Source organism: Paenibacillus sp. BGI2013 (assembly GCF_002843485.1).
In the GTDB taxonomy this organism is placed as follows: Bacteria; Bacillota; Bacilli; order Paenibacillales; family Paenibacillaceae; genus Paenibacillus; species Paenibacillus amylolyticus.
In genome coordinates this window covers 271626-289300 of the sequence record NZ_PJFA01000003.1, presented here as the reverse complement: position 1 = coordinate 289300, position 17675 = coordinate 271626, and the positions used below count along the sequence as shown (strand labels likewise).

The 17675-nt window shown below is 47.4% G+C and carries 21 protein-coding genes; 3 read left to right on the top strand and 18 right to left on the bottom strand.

The genetic code is table 11. From position 1 onward, the window contains the following. Positions 1 to 2 precede the first annotated feature (2 nt). The 3 genes from CXK86_RS08675 to CXK86_RS08665 form a co-directional block, all read right to left on the bottom strand. Complete coding sequence (locus tag CXK86_RS08675; RefSeq protein WP_026080996.1) at positions 3 to 431, bottom strand: stage V sporulation protein AB; 429 nt, start codon at positions 429 to 431, stop codon at positions 3 to 5. Continuing rightward, positions 412 to 1068: a stage V sporulation protein AA gene (locus tag CXK86_RS08670; RefSeq protein ID WP_017687642.1), complete on the bottom strand. Its 657-nt coding sequence runs from the start codon at positions 1066 to 1068 to the stop codon at positions 412 to 414. The genes CXK86_RS08675 and CXK86_RS08670 overlap by 20 nt, the downstream gene beginning before the upstream one ends. A gap of 647 nt (positions 1069 to 1715) precedes the next feature. Then, the gene (locus CXK86_RS08665) at positions 1716 to 2624 is read right to left on the bottom strand and encodes an AraC family transcriptional regulator (RefSeq protein ID WP_076251134.1); all 909 of its coding nucleotides are present in this window, start codon (positions 2622 to 2624) and stop codon (positions 1716 to 1718) included. Between the two features lie 108 nt (positions 2625 to 2732). On the opposite strand from CXK86_RS08665, the gene CXK86_RS08660 reads away from it, so the two are divergent. After that, positions 2733 to 3662, top strand: coding sequence for a DMT family transporter (locus CXK86_RS08660; RefSeq protein ID WP_076251132.1), 930 nt, complete (start codon positions 2733 to 2735; stop codon positions 3660 to 3662). A gap of 87 nt (positions 3663 to 3749) precedes the next feature. Here CXK86_RS08660 and sigF read toward each other — a convergent pair whose 3' ends face one another. The 11 genes from sigF to CXK86_RS08605 all read right to left on the bottom strand — a co-directional run bounded on the left by sigF (position 3750) and on the right by CXK86_RS08605 (position 12399). Further along, complete coding sequence (gene sigF, locus CXK86_RS08655) at positions 3750 to 4505, bottom strand: RNA polymerase sporulation sigma factor SigF (protein ID WP_036607856.1); 756 nt, start codon at positions 4503 to 4505, stop codon at positions 3750 to 3752. Between the two features lie 14 nt (positions 4506 to 4519). After that, a complete protein-coding gene (gene spoIIAB / locus CXK86_RS08650) occupies positions 4520 to 4975 on the bottom strand; it encodes an anti-sigma F factor (protein ID WP_036672324.1) in 456 nt (151 codons plus the stop codon). After that, the gene (spoIIAA, locus tag CXK86_RS08645) at positions 4972 to 5325 is read right to left on the bottom strand and encodes an anti-sigma F factor antagonist (RefSeq protein WP_017687636.1); all 354 of its coding nucleotides are present in this window, start codon (positions 5323 to 5325) and stop codon (positions 4972 to 4974) included. The genes spoIIAB and spoIIAA overlap by 4 nt, the downstream gene beginning before the upstream one ends. A gap of 144 nt (positions 5326 to 5469) precedes the next feature. Beyond that, positions 5470 to 6591, bottom strand: coding sequence for a D-alanyl-D-alanine carboxypeptidase family protein (locus CXK86_RS08640; protein ID WP_256720020.1), 1122 nt, complete (start codon positions 6589 to 6591; stop codon positions 5470 to 5472). 304 nt (positions 6592 to 6895) lie between these two features. Continuing rightward, positions 6896 to 7720, bottom strand: coding sequence for a purine-nucleoside phosphorylase (locus CXK86_RS08635; RefSeq protein ID WP_076251128.1), 825 nt, complete (start codon positions 7718 to 7720; stop codon positions 6896 to 6898). A 129-nt stretch (positions 7721 to 7849) separates the two neighbouring features. Continuing rightward, positions 7850 to 8740 (bottom strand): tyrosine recombinase, encoded by an 891-nt coding sequence (locus CXK86_RS08630; protein WP_076251126.1) that lies wholly within the window; start codon positions 8738 to 8740, stop codon positions 7850 to 7852. A 75-nt stretch (positions 8741 to 8815) separates the two neighbouring features. After that, a complete protein-coding gene (locus tag CXK86_RS08625) occupies positions 8816 to 9058 on the bottom strand; it encodes a DUF4227 family protein (protein WP_017687632.1) in 243 nt (80 codons plus the stop codon). A 158-nt stretch (positions 9059 to 9216) separates the two neighbouring features. Beyond that, positions 9217 to 9684, bottom strand: a complete 468-nt coding sequence (gene fur / locus CXK86_RS08620; RefSeq protein WP_036607866.1) for a ferric iron uptake transcriptional regulator — start codon at positions 9682 to 9684, stop codon at positions 9217 to 9219. Between the two features lie 107 nt (positions 9685 to 9791). Continuing rightward, positions 9792 to 10421 carry a stage II sporulation protein M gene (gene spoIIM, locus CXK86_RS08615; protein WP_017687629.1) on the bottom strand — a complete coding sequence of 210 codons (630 nt, stop codon included), beginning with the start codon at positions 10419 to 10421 and terminating at the stop codon, positions 9792 to 9794. A 161-nt stretch (positions 10422 to 10582) separates the two neighbouring features. Next, on the bottom strand, positions 10583 to 11803 hold the full coding sequence (locus CXK86_RS08610) for an endonuclease Q family protein (RefSeq protein WP_076251124.1): 1221 nt from the start codon (positions 11801 to 11803) through the stop codon (positions 10583 to 10585). 2 nt (positions 11804 to 11805) lie between these two features. Further along, a complete protein-coding gene (locus CXK86_RS08605) occupies positions 11806 to 12399 on the bottom strand; it encodes an NUDIX domain-containing protein (RefSeq protein ID WP_051447058.1) in 594 nt (197 codons plus the stop codon). Between the two features lie 122 nt (positions 12400 to 12521). Here CXK86_RS08605 and CXK86_RS08600 point away from each other — a divergent pair, with 122 nt between their 5' ends. Beyond that, complete coding sequence (locus tag CXK86_RS08600; RefSeq protein WP_100527202.1) at positions 12522 to 12656, top strand: Z-ring formation inhibitor MciZ; 135 nt, start codon at positions 12522 to 12524, stop codon at positions 12654 to 12656. A gap of 153 nt (positions 12657 to 12809) precedes the next feature. On the opposite strand, the gene CXK86_RS08595 is transcribed toward CXK86_RS08600, so the two are convergent. Next, positions 12810 to 13943, bottom strand: coding sequence for a M20/M25/M40 family metallo-hydrolase (locus CXK86_RS08595; protein WP_036607871.1), 1134 nt, complete (start codon positions 13941 to 13943; stop codon positions 12810 to 12812). Between the two features lie 305 nt (positions 13944 to 14248). Here CXK86_RS08595 and prli42 point away from each other — a divergent pair, with 305 nt between their 5' ends. Further along, entirely contained in the window at positions 14249 to 14350 is a 102-nt protein-coding gene (gene prli42, locus CXK86_RS08590) for a stressosome-associated protein Prli42 (RefSeq protein WP_017687624.1), read from the top strand. A 26-nt stretch (positions 14351 to 14376) separates the two neighbouring features. Here prli42 and lipB read toward each other — a convergent pair whose 3' ends face one another. From lipB to CXK86_RS08575, 3 genes are all read right to left on the bottom strand, one after another. Beyond that, a complete protein-coding gene (lipB, locus tag CXK86_RS08585) occupies positions 14377 to 15084 on the bottom strand; it encodes a lipoyl(octanoyl) transferase LipB (protein WP_076251122.1) in 708 nt (235 codons plus the stop codon). Positions 15085 to 15195: 111 nt separating this feature from the next. Then, on the bottom strand, positions 15196 to 16641 hold the full coding sequence (locus CXK86_RS08580; RefSeq protein ID WP_076251120.1) for a dihydrolipoamide acetyltransferase family protein: 1446 nt from the start codon (positions 16639 to 16641) through the stop codon (positions 15196 to 15198). 47 nt (positions 16642 to 16688) lie between these two features. Next, complete coding sequence (locus CXK86_RS08575) at positions 16689 to 17675, bottom strand: alpha-ketoacid dehydrogenase subunit beta (RefSeq protein WP_017687621.1); 987 nt, start codon at positions 17673 to 17675, stop codon at positions 16689 to 16691.

Below are 17675 nucleotides of genomic sequence, written 5' to 3'. Positions count from 1 at the left end.
AGTTACCGCTGATATATGAAAAAATCAAACAGGGAACCTGTCATTTTGCCCAAAATCATGGCGAGCAGTAATCCAAATAAATAAGGTTTCATGCCCAATCGTTTGGCTAGCACGGGCAGTACATTGAGTACCTCAGTGAGCGCTGCGGCGAGCAGACCGATGAACACGCCACAGAACAAACCAACGATCGGGCTGAGCAGCAGCACCCCATGCATTTTCCAATGCCAGAAGTCCGCCACCGTCCCGAGCAGTGAACCACCAATTAGCGCCCCTTCGTACCAGTGAGTTTTGTCATACGATTGCGTAAGTTGAGCCAACCTGGGAATCATATCGAGCACCAGAATGAGCGCAATTACGCCGCTCCCTACGGCAATCCCCCCTGCAATACCCAATACAATGCTGATTGCTCCATTAAGAACGCTCATCCGCATTCATCTCCCTGCGTTCCTGCTCGTGCATCCGTTCACTTTCTTCAATCACCACATATTTATCTACATTTTGCTGGTATAGGAACATCTCTACTTCCAGCGGGGTAGGTTCCTCATTCCATTTTTTCTTAAACAAATGATTAAAAAATACTGCCATTCCGAATCCAATACCAATAGAATACGCCACTTGGAACAGATAGGGATGTTCGTCCCGATGCCCAGTGAGCATCTCCACAATTCGAATCTGTACTTCCTGCATGTTCACATCGGCATGAAAATTCATAATGGTTAAGGCCGATCCGAAGAACAGCAGCAGCCAAACCAATATGAACAGAGACTTGGAAGGTTGACCATTTCCCGCAATGACTTCAACCAACGTATGGCCTGATCCTATCAGTTCCACACTTACCTCCGGCAAGATGTGCCGAATTTGGGGAATAATCTGCAATATATCAATGAGGATCAGATTGCCATCCTCTGGTCCAGGGCTTAGCAGTTCAAGCTCCAATAGCCTGCCCTCTTGGTCTTCTGAAGAGGTCAGTACATGTGCAATGTCTCCAAGCTTGACTGCTCTGCCCCTCTGGATGCGAATACGGCTGCGCAGACGAATATAGACCATTGGAGTGGGTGTCTGGGACATCCATAGCACTCCTTTACTGCGTAATTTAGGTTAGTATTTGAAGAATGTGCAAATTTATTACAAACGGGTTGGAAAAAAGGTGGAAGGCTGAGTTGGCGCTGCGGGATGGATCGGTCATTGGTCACTGTTGCTCGGGGGGAGGATACACGCAGACACTACGACGGCAGACCAACCTTCTGATCGCTGTTGTCTCCAAATTCTTTTTATTGATTTCTAAGTGTTAGAAATTTGGAGACAAAGGCGAACGCTTCGCTTCTTCAGGTCTAATCTGCCGCCTGCGTTGCTTATGTATCCTTAGGTGAGCCCTCACGCTTCGCTCCTTTTGACCGATTCCATCCCTCCGCTGCCCATCGTCCTCCCGTTTCCAAACGTTTGAAATAAATATGCTGGGGAGGTGGCAGAAGGGAATTAAAAGAAGAGCTTTTGGGGGTTATTTGGCTCAAAATTCTATGACGTTGGAGTTTGTCTTCTGCATGCGTCTTAGAATACAACTGTGTAGAAAATTGGAGACAATGATGCACGTTTCGCTCCTTTTGACCGACTTGAGGCGCAACCGAGTGCGGAGCATTTTGTTACATATCAAAAAAAGTCGCCGTATGGGCGACTCTTCGGTATTGGTAGATAGGTCACGGATCATATACAATAACTCAAGAATTATGTTCTTTTTCTCTTTTGTTCAATTCCCTTCTAAATCGTAAAGGGGTTGAATTCATTGTTTTGCGGAATTGGTTAATGTAATAACTCGTGCTGTTAAAACCGACCTCATAGGCAATTTCGGTGATGCTACGCTTGGAGGATTGCAATAGTTCAATGCTTCTTTGGATGCGGTACTCGATCACATATTGCATGGGTGTGGTTTTCAGGATTTGCTTGAAATAACGGCAAGTCTCCGATCGACTTAACTGTCCGGCCTTTGCAATATCTTCAAGCTTAATTGGATCGGCATAATTGAGATTAATCCATTGCAACATGTCTTTCATTCGGTTGTTTCTGCTCATCTCTGATGGATCATGTTCAAGAGAATATCCGTTCATAATCAGCAGTTTCCACATATTAAGCACCGCAGAAGCAACATTCACTTCGTAAAAAGGAACTTGGTGCACTAACTCTTTTCTAATCCGTGAAATAACATCCAGGATCTGTTCTCCCCAAGCGTTAGCTCTTTCGATATACAGAAAAGGCAAATTAGTTGCTGTTACATATGGATGTACGTACTTTATATACAAATCCGAAGGCATGATAACATGTGGGGACAAATTCAGACATAAATAAATGCAGTTCTCGCTCACCCCGTGATCTTCGGCCATATGCATTATTCCACTGTTGATAAAAACCCCGTCACCTTTGGACAAAATCATCTTTTGATCGTTGATATGGAACAACGCCTTACCCTGAAGAACGGCAACAAACTGCAATTCATCATGCCAGTGGAGAGGAATATGTCCGTGAACATTTTTAACAATGGTTGTCTCATAACAGGCTATAGATAATGTATCGGTACGGTGTTGCGTCATTTCTTTCAAATGTTGATCAATGATAAATTCGATCTTCTGCATGGCCCTCATCTCAATATAGTTATATTTTTAAGTGTAATATTGATATAAATGTATCGTATTTCTCTTTAATATAACACTATTCTTATATTTAAGGTGAGGCGAACAAGAATGACAACTTCTGCAAAATCCAAAATTTCAGGCATCGTGCTCGTTCTGACGGGAGCCATCTGCTGGGGCATTGGGGGGACGGTATCTCAAAAATTGTTTCAGCTGGATGGAATTGAGGTCAATTGGTATGTCACTGTACGATTGTTGATTGCTGGGTTACTATTACTGGTTATTCAATCGTTTACAAATGGAAGATTTCAGATTTTTGATGTATGGAGAAATAAAAAAACCGCTGGGCAGTTGATCATTTTTGGATTGGTGGGCATGCTTGCCGTTCAGTATACGTACATGGCATCCATTAAACACGGCAATTCAGCGGTGGCTACACTCCTACAGTACCTGTCCCCTGTCATGATCATGATTTACATCGCACTCCGTAAGCAGTCTGTCCTTACACGCAATGACCTTGCATGCGCCGTTCTGGCTCTCGGTGGGTGTTTTCTCCTACTGACGAACGGCTCACTCACGCAGTTATCTGTCTCCTGGCTCGCAGTGATGTGGGGCATATTATCCGGGGTTTCAGCTGCATTTTATACGCTGTATGCCGTGCAACTAATTAAAAAATTCGATTCACTTGTTGTGGTTGGCTGGGCTATGATCATCGCTGGTTTGGGAATGAGTTTTATTCACCCGCCTTGGAAAATGAATTTTGCTAGCATCACGCTCGAAACCTACGGTTATTTGATATTTACGATCCTTTTTGGAACCATGATTGCTTTTTGGTTTTATATTGCGAGTCTCAAAAGTCTTACACCCAAGGAAACTAGCTTGCTTGGGAGCGCAGAGCCGCTTGCTGCTGTTGGAACAACCGTCATATGGCTCCATGAACCTTTTGGCTTCTATCAATGGATTGGTATGGCATGTATTCTTGGCATGATGCTGGTCATGCAGTCCAATCGTTCGGGATCTCCCCGTATTAACAACAAATAACCTCCCTCGCCATAATGCGCGATAGAAGGTTGTTAGTTGTTGTATATTGGTGTATAAACGCCAATACTGTTGGTGCAACCCATGAAATCACTGCGCGATCTGGTCGCGGATGGATTGCAGTATTTTTTTCTCCAGACGTGATACCTGCACCTGAGATATTCCCAGCCTGCTGGCAACCTCGGACTGGGTCTGATCTCGGTAATACCGAAGATAAACGATTAATCGCTCCCGCTCGCTGAGACCACCGATGGCTTCGTTCAGAGCCAGCTTGTCAAACCAACGTTCCTGAGACTCGTCGGCAATCTGATCCATTAACGTGATGGGATCACCGTCATTCTCAAATACGGTCTCATGGATGGAGGTCGGTGGTTTGTTCGCTTCCTGGGCAAATACAACTTCCTCCGGAGTTACCCCCAGCTCTGCGGCAACTTCCTTAATCGTTGGTAAACGATCCAGATGTTTGGACAGTTCGTCCCTTTTTTTGCGGACTTTATTCGCCATCTCTTTCAGTGAACGACTGACCTTCAGGGTACCGTCATCCCGCAGGAATCGCTGGATTTCTCCGATGATCATCGGTACCGCGTAGGTTGAGAACTTCACGTCATAACTGAGATCGAATTTGTCCACTGACTTGAGCAGACCGATACAACCAATCTGGAACAGATCTTCCGGATCATATCCCCTGTTCATAAAACGCTGTACGACGGACCAGACGAGTCTGATGTTGCAGTTCACCAGCGTATCCCGTGAGACATGGTCACCCGACTGACTGAGCGCAATCAGCCGTTTGACCTCGGCATCGTCCAAATAGGTCTGTGAAGATGGTTTCACTTCAGCATCCATAAGAACACCAACCCCTAATTATACAATGCTTTCTTGGATTCAATCCTTTTTTTCATCTTGATGGAGGTGCCTCTGCCGGGCTCACTGCTGACTTCGAATTCATCCATAAAGTTTTCCATAATGGTGAAGCCCATGCCCGACCGCTCAAGTTCGGGTTTGGACGTATATAGCGGCTGCTTGGCGAGTTCAAGATCTTCGATTCCTTCACCGCGGTCTTCCACGATGATTGTAATCATGTCTTCCCGAATCTCGGCCTGGATAGACACAACACCTTCGGAGTTGTTGTTGTATCCGTGGATGATGCTGTTGGTCACGGCTTCCGAAATGACCGTCTTCAGGTCACTGAGCTCGTCCATCGTTGGATCAAGCTGGGAGATAAACGCAGCAACGGTTACCCGTGCAAACGACTCATTCTCTGACTTGGCCGCGAATTGCAGATTCATGAAATTTGTCCCTGTTCCTTCATTCATGAGACGACCTCCAGACCTGAGAGAGCAGTTCCCTCATTTTCGTATATCGGCATAATCTTGAACAGACCCGACATTTCCAGCAAACGGTACACTGGCGAATTGACGTCACAGACCACCATCTTGCCACCTTTATTCTTAATGAGCTTGTATCTTCCCAAAATGACACCCAGACCTGAACTGTCCATAAATTGCAGATCTTTCAGGCTGAGTACGAGATGCTCGCTTTGTCTCCGCTGGATGGCTTCATCCATTTGCATCCGTACCATGTCAGCTGTATGGTGATCCAGCTCCCCGGATAATCGTACAATCAGAATCCCGCGATGGTGTTCCATTTCCACATGCAAGTTCACGTTTGCTCACTCTCCTCCCTGTCTTAGAACAAGGATTTCTACGCTTCCGAAGGCTTTTCCTGCCCCCCGACAAAACTAGAAGAAAACCCCTATTTAACTACAAAATATGTTCGAAGGATACGTGCAACTCGCAGAAATCGCCGTTTAGTCAAACAGGTTGGACGTTGTCCGCTTGAACAGCTTCCACCAGCCAGCCTTATTCACATCCTGCGGAGCCTGAATTTCGAACTCCTTAATGACGTCGTTGCCCTGGTAAACCACCAGTTTACCTATACTTTGCCCGGCTTTGATCGGAGCTTTCAATTCTTTGGCAACCAGCAATTCATGCCGGATGTCGTTGGATTTGGCTCCTTTGCGCATCAGCACACTATAATTTTGCGTGGCATTCAGAGGCAATTCGGCAACTTCACCTTTTTCGATCTTCAGACTACCCAGCAGATCCCCTGCCTTGTAGAGCGCCTTCATCGTATATTGACTAAACGCATAGTCAAACATCGAAGACACTTCACTGTTCCGTGTTTTGGTATTTGGTTCACCGAGTACCACGGAAACGACACGCAGTCCATCTTTGGACGCTGTTGCGGACAAGCAGAATTTCGCTTCGGATGTGTAACCTGTTTTCAAACCATCTGCCCCTTCATAAAAACGAACCAGCTTGTTTGTATTCACCAGCCAGAATGGCTTTTCCGTATCTTTGCGAAGGTAATCCTGATATGCACCGGTGTACTTCGTAATCCCGGAATGCTTCAACAGTTCACGGCTCATGACGGCAATGTCATGGGCGGAAGAATAATGATTATCGACCGGCAGGCCGTTACAGTTGGCAAAATGAGTATCCTTCATGCCAAGCTCCTTCGCACGCTCATTCATCAGCTGTACAAAGGCTTCTTCCGAGCCAGCGATCTTCTCAGCCATCGCTACCGAGGCATCATTGCCCGAAGCCATCGCGATCCCTTTTAACATATCATCTACCGTCATTTCTTCCCCAGGCTCCAGGAAGATCTGCGAACCGCCCATGGAAGCTGCATACTCGCTTGTTCTTACTTTGTCGGTCAGCTTCAGCTTACCCGAGTCGATCGCTTCGATTGTAAGCAGCATGGTCATAATCTTTGTAATGCTCGCTGGAGGCAGCTGATCATGACTGTTTTTCTCATAAATGACCGTTCCCGTGTCTGCATCCATTAAGATCGCAGAGCGCGCCGACGGGGCCAGATCAGTTCCTCCCGCTGCCTTCGGTGTTTCTTCAGCCAATGCTGTTGATGCCATAAGGGACAGCAGGATACAAAGGGTCATGAACGATGCCATTATTCTTTTCTTCACAAGGTTACCTCCTCAAATGACTTGCTTACTGCATGTTCCATGCATGTACTGCTAATCATTGTCGGCCCGTTTCCAGTAAATTATTCCATGTAAAGCATGATTTCCCGAACTTTTATTGAAAATGTGGTCATAGCCAAAAAAAACGCACTGCACTCAAGGAATGAGTAACCGTACGTTCAACACAACAAAAAAAGGTTACCCCCCTATGATTTCTCATCCAAAGAGGTAACCTTATCTACTCAAATCTTGCTTACATTTGTGGAATAACTGCCACTACCAGCGCCAGGAACGACTCACGCACACGTTCCGTCGTCTCCATAACCTCATCATGTGACAGTGGCTGGTCCAGAATTCCGGCAGCCATGTTGCTGATACAGGAAATACCGAGTACTTCCAGGCCCGCGTGGCGTGCCACAATCACTTCAGATACAGTGGACATGCCCACTGCGTCTGCGCCCAGTGTACGCAGCATTCTGATCTCTGCAGGTGTCTCATAGTTCGGACCGAGCATACCTGCGTATACCCCTTCACGTACGTTAAAACCTTGTGATGCAGCCGTATCCTTCGCCAGCGCACGCAAACGGCGGCTATATGCTTCGGACAGATCCGGGAAACGCACGCCCAGTGCAGCGTCATTTGGTCCGATCAGTGGATTTTTGCCTGTGAGATTCAAGTGATCCGAGATCAGCATCAAGTCTCCAGCTTCATACGACGTATTCACGCCGCCTGCAGCATTGGTTACAAGCAGGCTGCTTACACCCAGTTCTTTCATAACCCGTACCGGGAAAGCTGTCAATTCCGGACCATATCCTTCGTACATATGGAAACGGCCTTTCATCATCACGACTGGACGACCTTTAATGGTTCCGACCAATAGTTCACCTTCATGTCCTTCTACTGTGGACACTGGAAAATGCGGAACATCCTGATAAGCAATACTTACGCCATCTTCAATCAGTTCTGCCAGTACGCCAAGACCTGAACCCAAAATCAAACCTACTTCCGGCTTGATGGAGCTTTTGCTTTGAATATAAGATGCTGCTTCCGAAATCATTTGTTGGTTTAATGCTGTCATGCGATGTATGTTCCTCCTTGAGTTGAAACGATCCGTCTTATGTATAACGGCGTTTGGATGTATTCAATTTATTTTATCCTAAATCGGCCCAATGTTCCGCATTTATTTGTGAATGCCATGCGTCAAAATCTATCTTGCCCTCGGATGATGGGTTTCATAGATTTCTTTCATGGTTTTGCGACCATGATTGCCATATTGTTGTCCAGGCTGCTCCACGTGACCCAGCATGTCTTGAACCGCACGTGTATCCGCCCCATTGGCAATCAGGTGTGCTGCAAACGAATGACGAAGGGTATGCGGCGTAATTTCTTCCGAGATTCCCGCATCCACCGCCGCTTTTTTGAGCAGCTTCCAGAAGCCCTGCCGGGTTAAACGTCTGCCAGATACATTCACGAATAGTGCCTGCTCGGCCGAATCGGTTTTGAGCAACTTGTTGCGGAATTCCTCCACATATACACTTGCCCAATGTGCAGCTGGTGCACCGATGGGAAGGATACGTTCCTTGCCCGCCCCACCGCATCGTATAAAGCGCATCCCTGGCTGTACATCCCGAATGTCAAGGGCAATCAGTTCCGAGACCCTAATGCCTGTAGCATATAACAGTTCAAGCATCGCTCGATCTCTCACACCCTGCGGTGAACGAGTATCAGGCGCTGTCAGCAGTTGTTCGATCTCTTGGATACTTAACACCTGTGGTGGCGTCTTGTCCGCCTTGGGAGCTTCCACATCAAACGTAGGGTCCTGTATAATATCACCCCGTCGCATCAAAAAATGAAAGTAGGAGCGCAGAGATACGATGCTGCGGGCAATGGTTGCATTGGCACGTCCTGCCTGTTTGAGCTGACCTGCAAACAGGACGACATGTGTACGTCTGACCTGGTCGGCTTCGCGTATGCCATATTCCTTATCTGCAAATTCAATGAACTTGTCCACGTCTCGGAGATACGATTCAAGCGTGCTGCTCGACATCCCTTTATCATCTTCCAAGTATAAGGCGTAGGCGTGTATCGTCTGTTTCATGTACAACGCTCCTCAACTGACAGATCTGCCGCTCTGGCAGACTGCTCCCGTATTTGCATCCCTGGCTGTTTGAAGCTACTCCCCGTACCAATAGAACAAACGGAGACGCTCTGCCATCGTAGGACGTCCTTCTCCATTACCCGGCCAATCCGTTTCCTGAAATACTTTGATTGCATTGCCAGTCGGCATCTGATACTGATCCACAGGTGAGATCCAGCCATTAAACAGATCCAGAACATGATAGAACAGATAAACTAATGCAGCAAAAAATATAATAAATCGAATAAAACGGAGCCCTCTCCGCACTGATATAATCATGGGCGCGTCCCCTCCTGATTCGAATCCGGTATTGTCCTTGAATCAGGGTATGTCCATAAACACAGGTTTATGCCATTCGGGGGAAACTCCAGATCATGTCCGGTGCCAAAAAAGCTCTCCCGTCAAAACCGCCGGTGAGAGCTTGAAGATATGCTATGTTATTCTTCATCTTTGGGTTTCTGTTCATTTTTAGCTTTGCAACGATAACAAATTCCATGAAAGTCCAGTCGGTGATCTACTACCGAAAAGTTGAATTCCCGCTCCAAACGCTCTTCAAGCGGTCCAAGCCAGTCTTCACGTATTTCATCCATACTTCCGCATTGAACACAGATTAAGTGATGATGGTGATGCTTGGATGTATCTCCGCGCAGATCATAACGCGCTACACCGTCGCCGAAGTTGATTTTCTCTACAACATGCAGCTCACTCAGCAGTTCGAGGGTACGGTACACGGTTGCCAGACCGATTTCGGGAGCCTTTTCTTTAACGAGCATGAATACATCTTCTGCGCTCAGATGATCTTCTTCATTCTCAAGAAGTACTCTTAAGGTGGCTTCCCGCTGGGGCGTTAATTTATATCCTTGGGACTGTAGTTGCTGCTTAATTTTATCAATCCGTGCTTCCATTTTCTCCCTCCCCCTAGGAAATCACTGCACACTGCAACTTAACCCACTCTTTTCATTATAGGGGGAGTGCGTAATTAAAGTCAACATTTTACACTATACGGTGCACGTTAGGCCGGTAGTAACATTGGCGTGACCCAACGCATCATTGCAGGTGTAACCCATGTTTCAAAAGACGCCACGCCGAGCAGCAATGCAGCCATAACCAAAGTTAACACTATATATGAAGCAAAAGGCCTTTGTCGACCAGGTGTTCGCTGCATCAAAACACGATTACGAATGATGTATAACGAGAACGTCATCGCCGCTACACTGCAGATCAGGAGGATCGGAATGACAAATAGATTATGCGGTGCCACGGACACCAGTGCAAACAGTAGCCCTTTCCAGGAATACTGTCCAACAAGGTACCCCACTGTGAATCCAATGAGCACACCTTTCAAAAAATCCAGAACCAGTATACCGGGTAGTCCAACGACGGATAAACCCAGAATAAAGATCAGACCCACCCATTTCAGATGGAGCATGGCAATGTCCCAATATGCCCCGGTCTCAGTCACTTGTGCACTGTGCTGCACGGTCATGAAGAAATTACCGAGATAACCCTCCAGATCCTGACGTTGCTCGAGAGACAATGCGTTCACCATGAGCGCGCCAAAAATGACGCCGACCAGAAACAAGACGGCCACGAATACATATAACGAAGTCTGACCTTTAAATGTAAAGTAGGAAGAGCGCATACAGGTACGAGTCCCCTTTCCGGTATCATGCTGCAAGGATTTTCATTTACATCCTCATAGTCATTCTTATGAACCGGAATGCACCTGTATGACTTCTTGTCCAGATTGGACCTCTGTATAGCGAAAGCTATATGAGTTGAACTAAAGATTATTTACACCGGTCACTCCGAGGCTTTTTCCTGAACAGCAACCTTTCCGTACGTACCGCCACCTCCGGAGGACAGCTCCAGTTGTCCGTTCCGTGCAGCCACAATCAAGCCTGCCAGCACAGGTCCAACAACCGCAGCAAGCTCTTCCTCACGCGTGCGATGAAGTACGTTCATTTCTGTACCAAAATGGTCCAGTAGCTGGCGCAGTTTGGCTTTGCCAAGTCCCGGGATGAACTCCAGTGGCACCTGATAATGATAGGCTGGTCTGTTTGCAGGAACATGAGGATTCTCTCGATCAGAGATCGCCAGGATGCGATCCAGCACCCCCTGCACCAGCTTCAGACTGCCACAGTGCGGACAGCGCTCTGCTGACATCGCTTGCTCATCCATAATGCTGCCACATGCTGCACAGTAGGTACGATGATATTTGCCCAGCCTTGGATTCAGTCCATAATTGGCCGCAATTTTCCTGCCGGCTTCTCCTTGAAGTGCCATACGGAATTCATCAAAAGAAGGGGCAGCAACTTGCAGCTCGTTATACTCCCGTCCAATCTTACCGAGCGAATGAGCATCCGAATTGGTCAGAAACGGTACATGATCCAACTCCCGAATATAACTGGCCATGGATGAGTCCGAGCTTAACCCCAGCTCTACCGCATCCACGAGACGGGTATCCAGTACATCGCCCATACGGGACGCCGTACTGCCATAGATGCCTTTATGCGGTGTAAATACATGTGCAGGAACAATAAGTCCACCACGGGCCTTAATCTCCGTCTGCATCTCAAGAGCGGGCACGTAGACCCGCTGAGAACTGAGATTCACATTTTTCATATAACGTTTCATCCAGTCCGTGAAGGACTTCATCGTTTTCAAATCACGGAAGTACGCCAGCATATGGAACTCACGCATTCCAGGCTCGCGCAACTCAATCTCTGTACCCAGCAGAATGGTCGTGTCCTGGTAGGCAATACCGCCGCCCTCAATCTCGGACATGGTGCCACTCTCCAGCAATTGCTCAATATCCGTCTGTACAACCGGAGAATGACAATCAATAACACCAAGTAAATGAATTCCTTTGCGATCCGATGCTTCCCGGGCAATATTCTCAAATGTCAGATCACGACTGCCGCTGATTTTCACGGCCTCCCCACGTGAGGTTCGTCCGATGTGGATATGCAGGTCTGTATAACAGGGCTCCCACATCGTGGACGTTTCCAGTTGATCTTGCATCCTTAGAACCGTCCTGTCGTTCTGTAAAGGTCCCACGCGTACACGGCCATCATCGTTTTGGCATCGCTAATCCGGTTCTCGTCCATAAGCGCATAAGCTTCCTCCAGAGTTATTTCGGCAACTTCAAGGAATTCATCTTCGTCCAGCGCCATGTCCCCTGCTTCCAACTCTTCAGCGATGTAAAGATGAATGATCTCATCTGCGAACCCCGGTGACGTGTAAAACGAACGCAAATGACGCAGCGACTTGGCTACATATCCCGTCTCTTCTCGCAATTCACGTGCTGCGGCAACTTCCGGCTCTTCTCCCGGGTCCAGTTTTCCCGCAGGAATCTCCACTTCGGTGCGTCCCATTGCCTGACGATACTGATCCACAACAAGCATGCGATCCCCATTCAGAGCGAGTACAGCTACCGCTCCAGGGTGCCGGATTATCTCACGTGTAGCCGTCTGGCCATTCGGTAGTTTAACGGTATCGACTTGAAGTGAAATCACTTTGCCCTCGAAGATTGGCTTAGTGGATACGGTCACTTCATCTAGTTTTGGATTGGCAGGTTGCGCCGCGTGGATGGATTGGGCAGATTGATTTGGTTTCATTGGTTCTTCAACTCCATATCGTAGGATTATATATTCGGTTAATGTATATATCTCTTATTTTGGGCATATGGTGAGCGTATAGAACTCTCACAGCAAATATAAACGAATCAGGGGGACTTTCAATGAATAGTTATATGACGCCTCAATCCTTACACGTGGTAGGACAAGCACGGCAAGTACAGCTCATACTCAAACAATGGTTACGCGAGTGGGGCCCGGATGCCAAGTTAATCGATCTCCTCGCTGGACGCAAATGAATGGGTAATCGATCCATTGTTTCAATTTGATCCTAAATTAACGAGTCTTCTCACTTGAAATATAACATGAATTCACAAAAAGTCCGAATCCGATACAGATAGACCGGGTTCGGACTTTTGTCTAACAACATGTGAGGTAACATGTGCTCTATATTATTTCTTGTCAGCTGCCGTTTCCTGAATAATAGCTACGACTACCTGGGATAACTTCACAATGTCTTCGGCACGAATACGTTCTTTGGTTGTATGAATATCCTCATACCCTACCGCCAAGTTCACTGTTGGAAGGTCGAATCCGTTAAAGATATTGGCATCACTGCCACCACCGGAAGCAAACGTACTTGTCTCCAGCCCAATACTGCGGATGGCACGCTGTGCAAGTTGTACAACTTCGTGTTCATCATGGAAGCCAAATGCAGGGTAAAGGATCTCACTTCTGAATTCAGCTGTTGCACCGTATTTGCGACAAGTCGTTTCCAACGCGTCACGCATCTGTGCAACCTGCAATTCAACTTTCTCCTGCACAATACTGCGAGCTTCCGCTTCAAGCTGTACAAAGTCACATACCACATTGAGTGCTGACCCACCCTGGAATTTTCCAATGTTTGCTGTTGTCTCGTCATCAATTCTGCCCAGTGTCATCGCTGCAATTGCTTTTGCGGCAACCTGAATGGCGCTGATCCCGTCTTCCGGATTCACGCCAGCATGGGCAGACTTACCATAGATGCTCATTTGAATTTCAGCTCTCGCTGGAGCAGCAACACAGATCGTGCCTACAGCTCCATTAGAATCCAGCGCATAACCGAACTCGGCATCGATATCCTTCGGATTCATGGCACGTGCACCCACCAGTCCAGACTCTTCGCCGACCGTAATGACAAATTGAATTTTACCATGTGGAATCTTGTTTTCCTGGATCACACGAATCGCTTCAAACAATGCCGCAATCCCTGCTTTGTCATCTGCTCCCAGGATCGTTGTTCCATCACTGCGGATCCAGCCATCTTCACCCAGTTCAGGCTTGATTCCCTGTCCCGGCGTCACGGTGTCCATATGACATGTGAAAAAGATCGGTGCAACCCCTTCAGTTCCTTCGGCTTCCCAGGTAATGACGAGGTTTCCGGCGCCATGTCCGGTTTGCTCCATGGTATCATCCTCATAGACATGAAGACCAAGCTCTGCAAACTGTTCTTTTAACACCTTCGAGATGTTCTGTTCATTTTTCGTTTCACTATCAATCTGCACCAGTTCCATGAACTGATCGATAACACGTTGTTGTTTAATCATAGGACTTTCCTCCCTCTCGTAGATACGGTACAATACAATTACTATGGCTTGTTTATTTTATGAGGTTGTTCAAAAAGTCTGCTTTTGATTACGAAGGATGCCTGGCGGCATCATCAGCATCGAATATGGAATTCAGCCGAAATAAGCGGGAGGCTTACGAAGTATGTTTCCTTTGGAAACATTGTGGTTGCTCACATAGTTTTCCCTACGCTCCGCTACTCCATTTCTAGCTTCATCCCATCTTCTTGGTACTGAAAACCAGTCTTTTTGAACATACACTTTATGTTGAAAGGAGTTCTCTCATCATGCAAAAAAAGAAATGGTTCAAAATCATCATCTATCTCATGCTGATCGCCATGATCGGGTCCACCCTTTTCATAGCTCTCGAACCGTTGCTGTTTGGATAGCAACCTAAAGCCTTTCGACGACCTGTTTACAGACGTTGAAGGGCTTCTTTTTCCGTGACCCAATTAATTTGATATTGAAAAATACGATTAAAGTACGGAACAATCTCCTGCGCTACTTGCTCCACCGCATAGGACTTGCCCGTTATATCCTCCAGTGAGGTAACGCCATACTGTTCAATCCCACAAGGAACAATCCCCTGAAAACCTGCATGTTGAATGCCTGAGCTGATGTTAAAAGCAAACCCGTGACTGGTCACAAAACCGCGGCGGTGTTTGCAACGATTAAACTTGATGCCGATTGCAGCAATCTTCATATCACCAATCCACACACCCGTGTAACCCTCTTTGCGTCCAGCTTCAATGCCCTGGTCTGCGAGATAATCCATAAGCACCTGCTCAAGTTTCCGTAGATAGCCGTGCAGATCCAGGTCTTCATCCCGACCAAGAATCAATAACGGGTAACCTACCAACTGGCCCGGGCCATGATAAGTAATATCACCGCCACGGTCAATTTGAAACAAAGAAATCCCTTGCTCACGCAACTCTTCCGGACTGAGAAGCAGATGCTCCGGATGATTTTGTGAGCCGATCGTATACGTTGGCGGGTGCTGTAAAAGTAACATCTGCTCCGCTCCCTCGCCCTCGTCCAATCGCTGCACAATCGCTTTCTGGCGGTTCCAAGCCTCTTCATAATCAAGCATTGGTATGTATGCAACATCCAGCAGCTTGCTCATGATTCCCCACACCCTTCTGCTTCAGGTTCAGTGTACAATTGAGCCCCTGTCCGTAGACAGCAGGAAAAGTGCACGGCCTCCGGCACATACACTTTCCCGACAACTATTTACTTAATACACCTTGGTCTCCATGGTATATCCTTCAAGGTTTTCTTTGACACGTTGCAAGAAACGTCCGCTGATTACCCCATCCAGGATTCGGTGATCCAGCGACAGACACAGGTTAGCCATCGAGCGAACAGCGATCATATCATTAATAACCACTGGTTTCTTGACAATCGACTCGAATGTAAGAATGGCTGCCTGCGGGTAGTTAATGATTGGCTGGGACAGGATCGAACCAAATGAACCGGTGTTGTTCACCGTGAACGTACCACCTTGCATATGGTCCAGCTTCAACGTACCTTCACGTGTTTTACGAGCTAGCTCATCGACTTCACGGGCCAGACCTGCAATATTTCGCTGATCGGCATGTTTGATTACGGGTGTAAGTACAGAATCTTCGGTTCCTACCGCCATGGACAGGTTAATGTCCCGTTTGACGATAATTTTGTCCACTGCCCATACCGAGTTCATGATTGGGTAGTCTTTAATCGCGTTAACGACTCCCTTCATCATGAAGGACAGATATGTCAGATTGATGCCCTCCTTACGCTTGAACTCATCCTTGAGTTTATTGCGCAGCATCACAAGATTGGTTACATCCACTTCGATCATCGTCCATGCATGCGGGATTTCCGATACGCTTTGACGCATATTCCGGGCAATGGCATTACGCACAGGGGTAACATCGATGAAATACTCCGATCTTCCCTGGCCGCCACCTTCCACTTCGATCTGTGGAATTTTCGGACTTTCGGTTAGATGAATGCCTGAATGTCTCACAGGAACACCTGCATCAGACGCTGAGATCGCTTCTCCAGCGGTTAAACCCATTTCTCCATTTCCACGATTCACTCCGCTGAATGGAGAAGCAGACGGCACACCAGAAGGCGCATGCTGTGCTGCAAGAGATGATGCTTGTGCAGACGATCCAGCCGCGTTACCTCCTTGTGCAACAAATGTCAGCACATCTTTGCGGGTAATACGACCACCGGCACCTGTGCCTTGGATACTTTGCAAGTTCAAGCCATGCTCTGCTGCCAAGGATTGCACTGCCGGGGAATACCGATTACGCATCGGCTGGTTCGGATCATGTCCTGCTGTATTTGACGCGGCAAGAGGAGTGGGGCTCGCATGTTGCTGCACTTGCTCCTGTTGCTGCGATACTTGTGTTACTTGCTCAGCCGCTTCTTCGTCAGAAGCTGCGACCTGCATGCGGCAGATTGCTTCACCAACAGCAATCGTTGTGCCCTCTTCCACCAAAAGGTCACCCATAATTCCATCCACAGTGGATGGAATCTCGGCATTAACTTTATCAGTGATTACTTCACAGATCGGCTCGTACTGTTCCACACGGTCGCCCGGTTTTTTCAACCATTTGCCTATGGTAGCCGAGACCAGCGATTCCGCCAATTGCGGCATAATGACCTCGATCCATTTCATACGTTCAGCCATTTGATTATCACTCCAAACTTTACTTTTAAACGATCCAAAAAACGAAATTAAAACTCGGCAAGTGTACGCATTGCTGCTTTGGCTTTGTCCTTGCTCAGCATGTAGAATTTCTCCAATGTTGGGCTAATTGGCATGGCCGGCACATCAGGTCCGCAGAGACGCTGAATCGGTGCATCCAGTTCAAATAGACATTCCTCACTAATAATCGCGGCAACTTCGGCACCTACACCACCCGTTTTGTTATCTTCGTGTACGATCAGCACTTTGCCTGTCAGACGAGCGGAAGCAATAATCGCTTCACGATCCAACGGTTGCAATGTGCGCAGATCCAGAACGTGTGCTGTAATGCCTTCTTCACGCTCCAGCTCCTCAGCAGCCTGCATAACAAAATGCAGCGGCTGGCTGTAACCGATCACCGTAATATCCGCACCCTCACGAAGTACATTGGCCTTACCAATCGGAACGATGTAATCATCTTCAGGCACATCTTCCTTGATAAGTTTGTAGCATTTTTTATTTTCAAAAAAGAGTACCGGGTCCGGGTCGCGAATAGCGGCCTTGAGCAGTCCCTTAGCATCGTATGCCGAGTAGGGAGCTATAATTTTCAGACCAGGTGTACCAAAGAAAATCGATTCCGGACATTGGGAGTGATACAACCCACCGAAGATCCCGCCACCAATCGGCGCACGGATAACAATCGGACAGCTCCAGTCATTGTTGGAACGATAGCGAATCTTCGCCGCTTCACTAATGATCTGGTTGGTTGCCGGCAACATGAAGTCCGAATATTGCATCTCGGCAATCGGCTTCATGCCATACATCGCTGCACCAATCGCAACACCTGCAATAGCAGATTCAGACAATGGTGTGTCCATCACTCGCATTTCGCCAAACTGATCTTGCAGCCCTTTAGTTGTGGTAAACACACCACCTTTGAGACCTACGTCTTCACCAAGGATAAACACATTTTCATCCCGTTCCATCTCTTCTTTCATCGCGAGACGGATTGCATCAATATATTCCATCACTGCCAT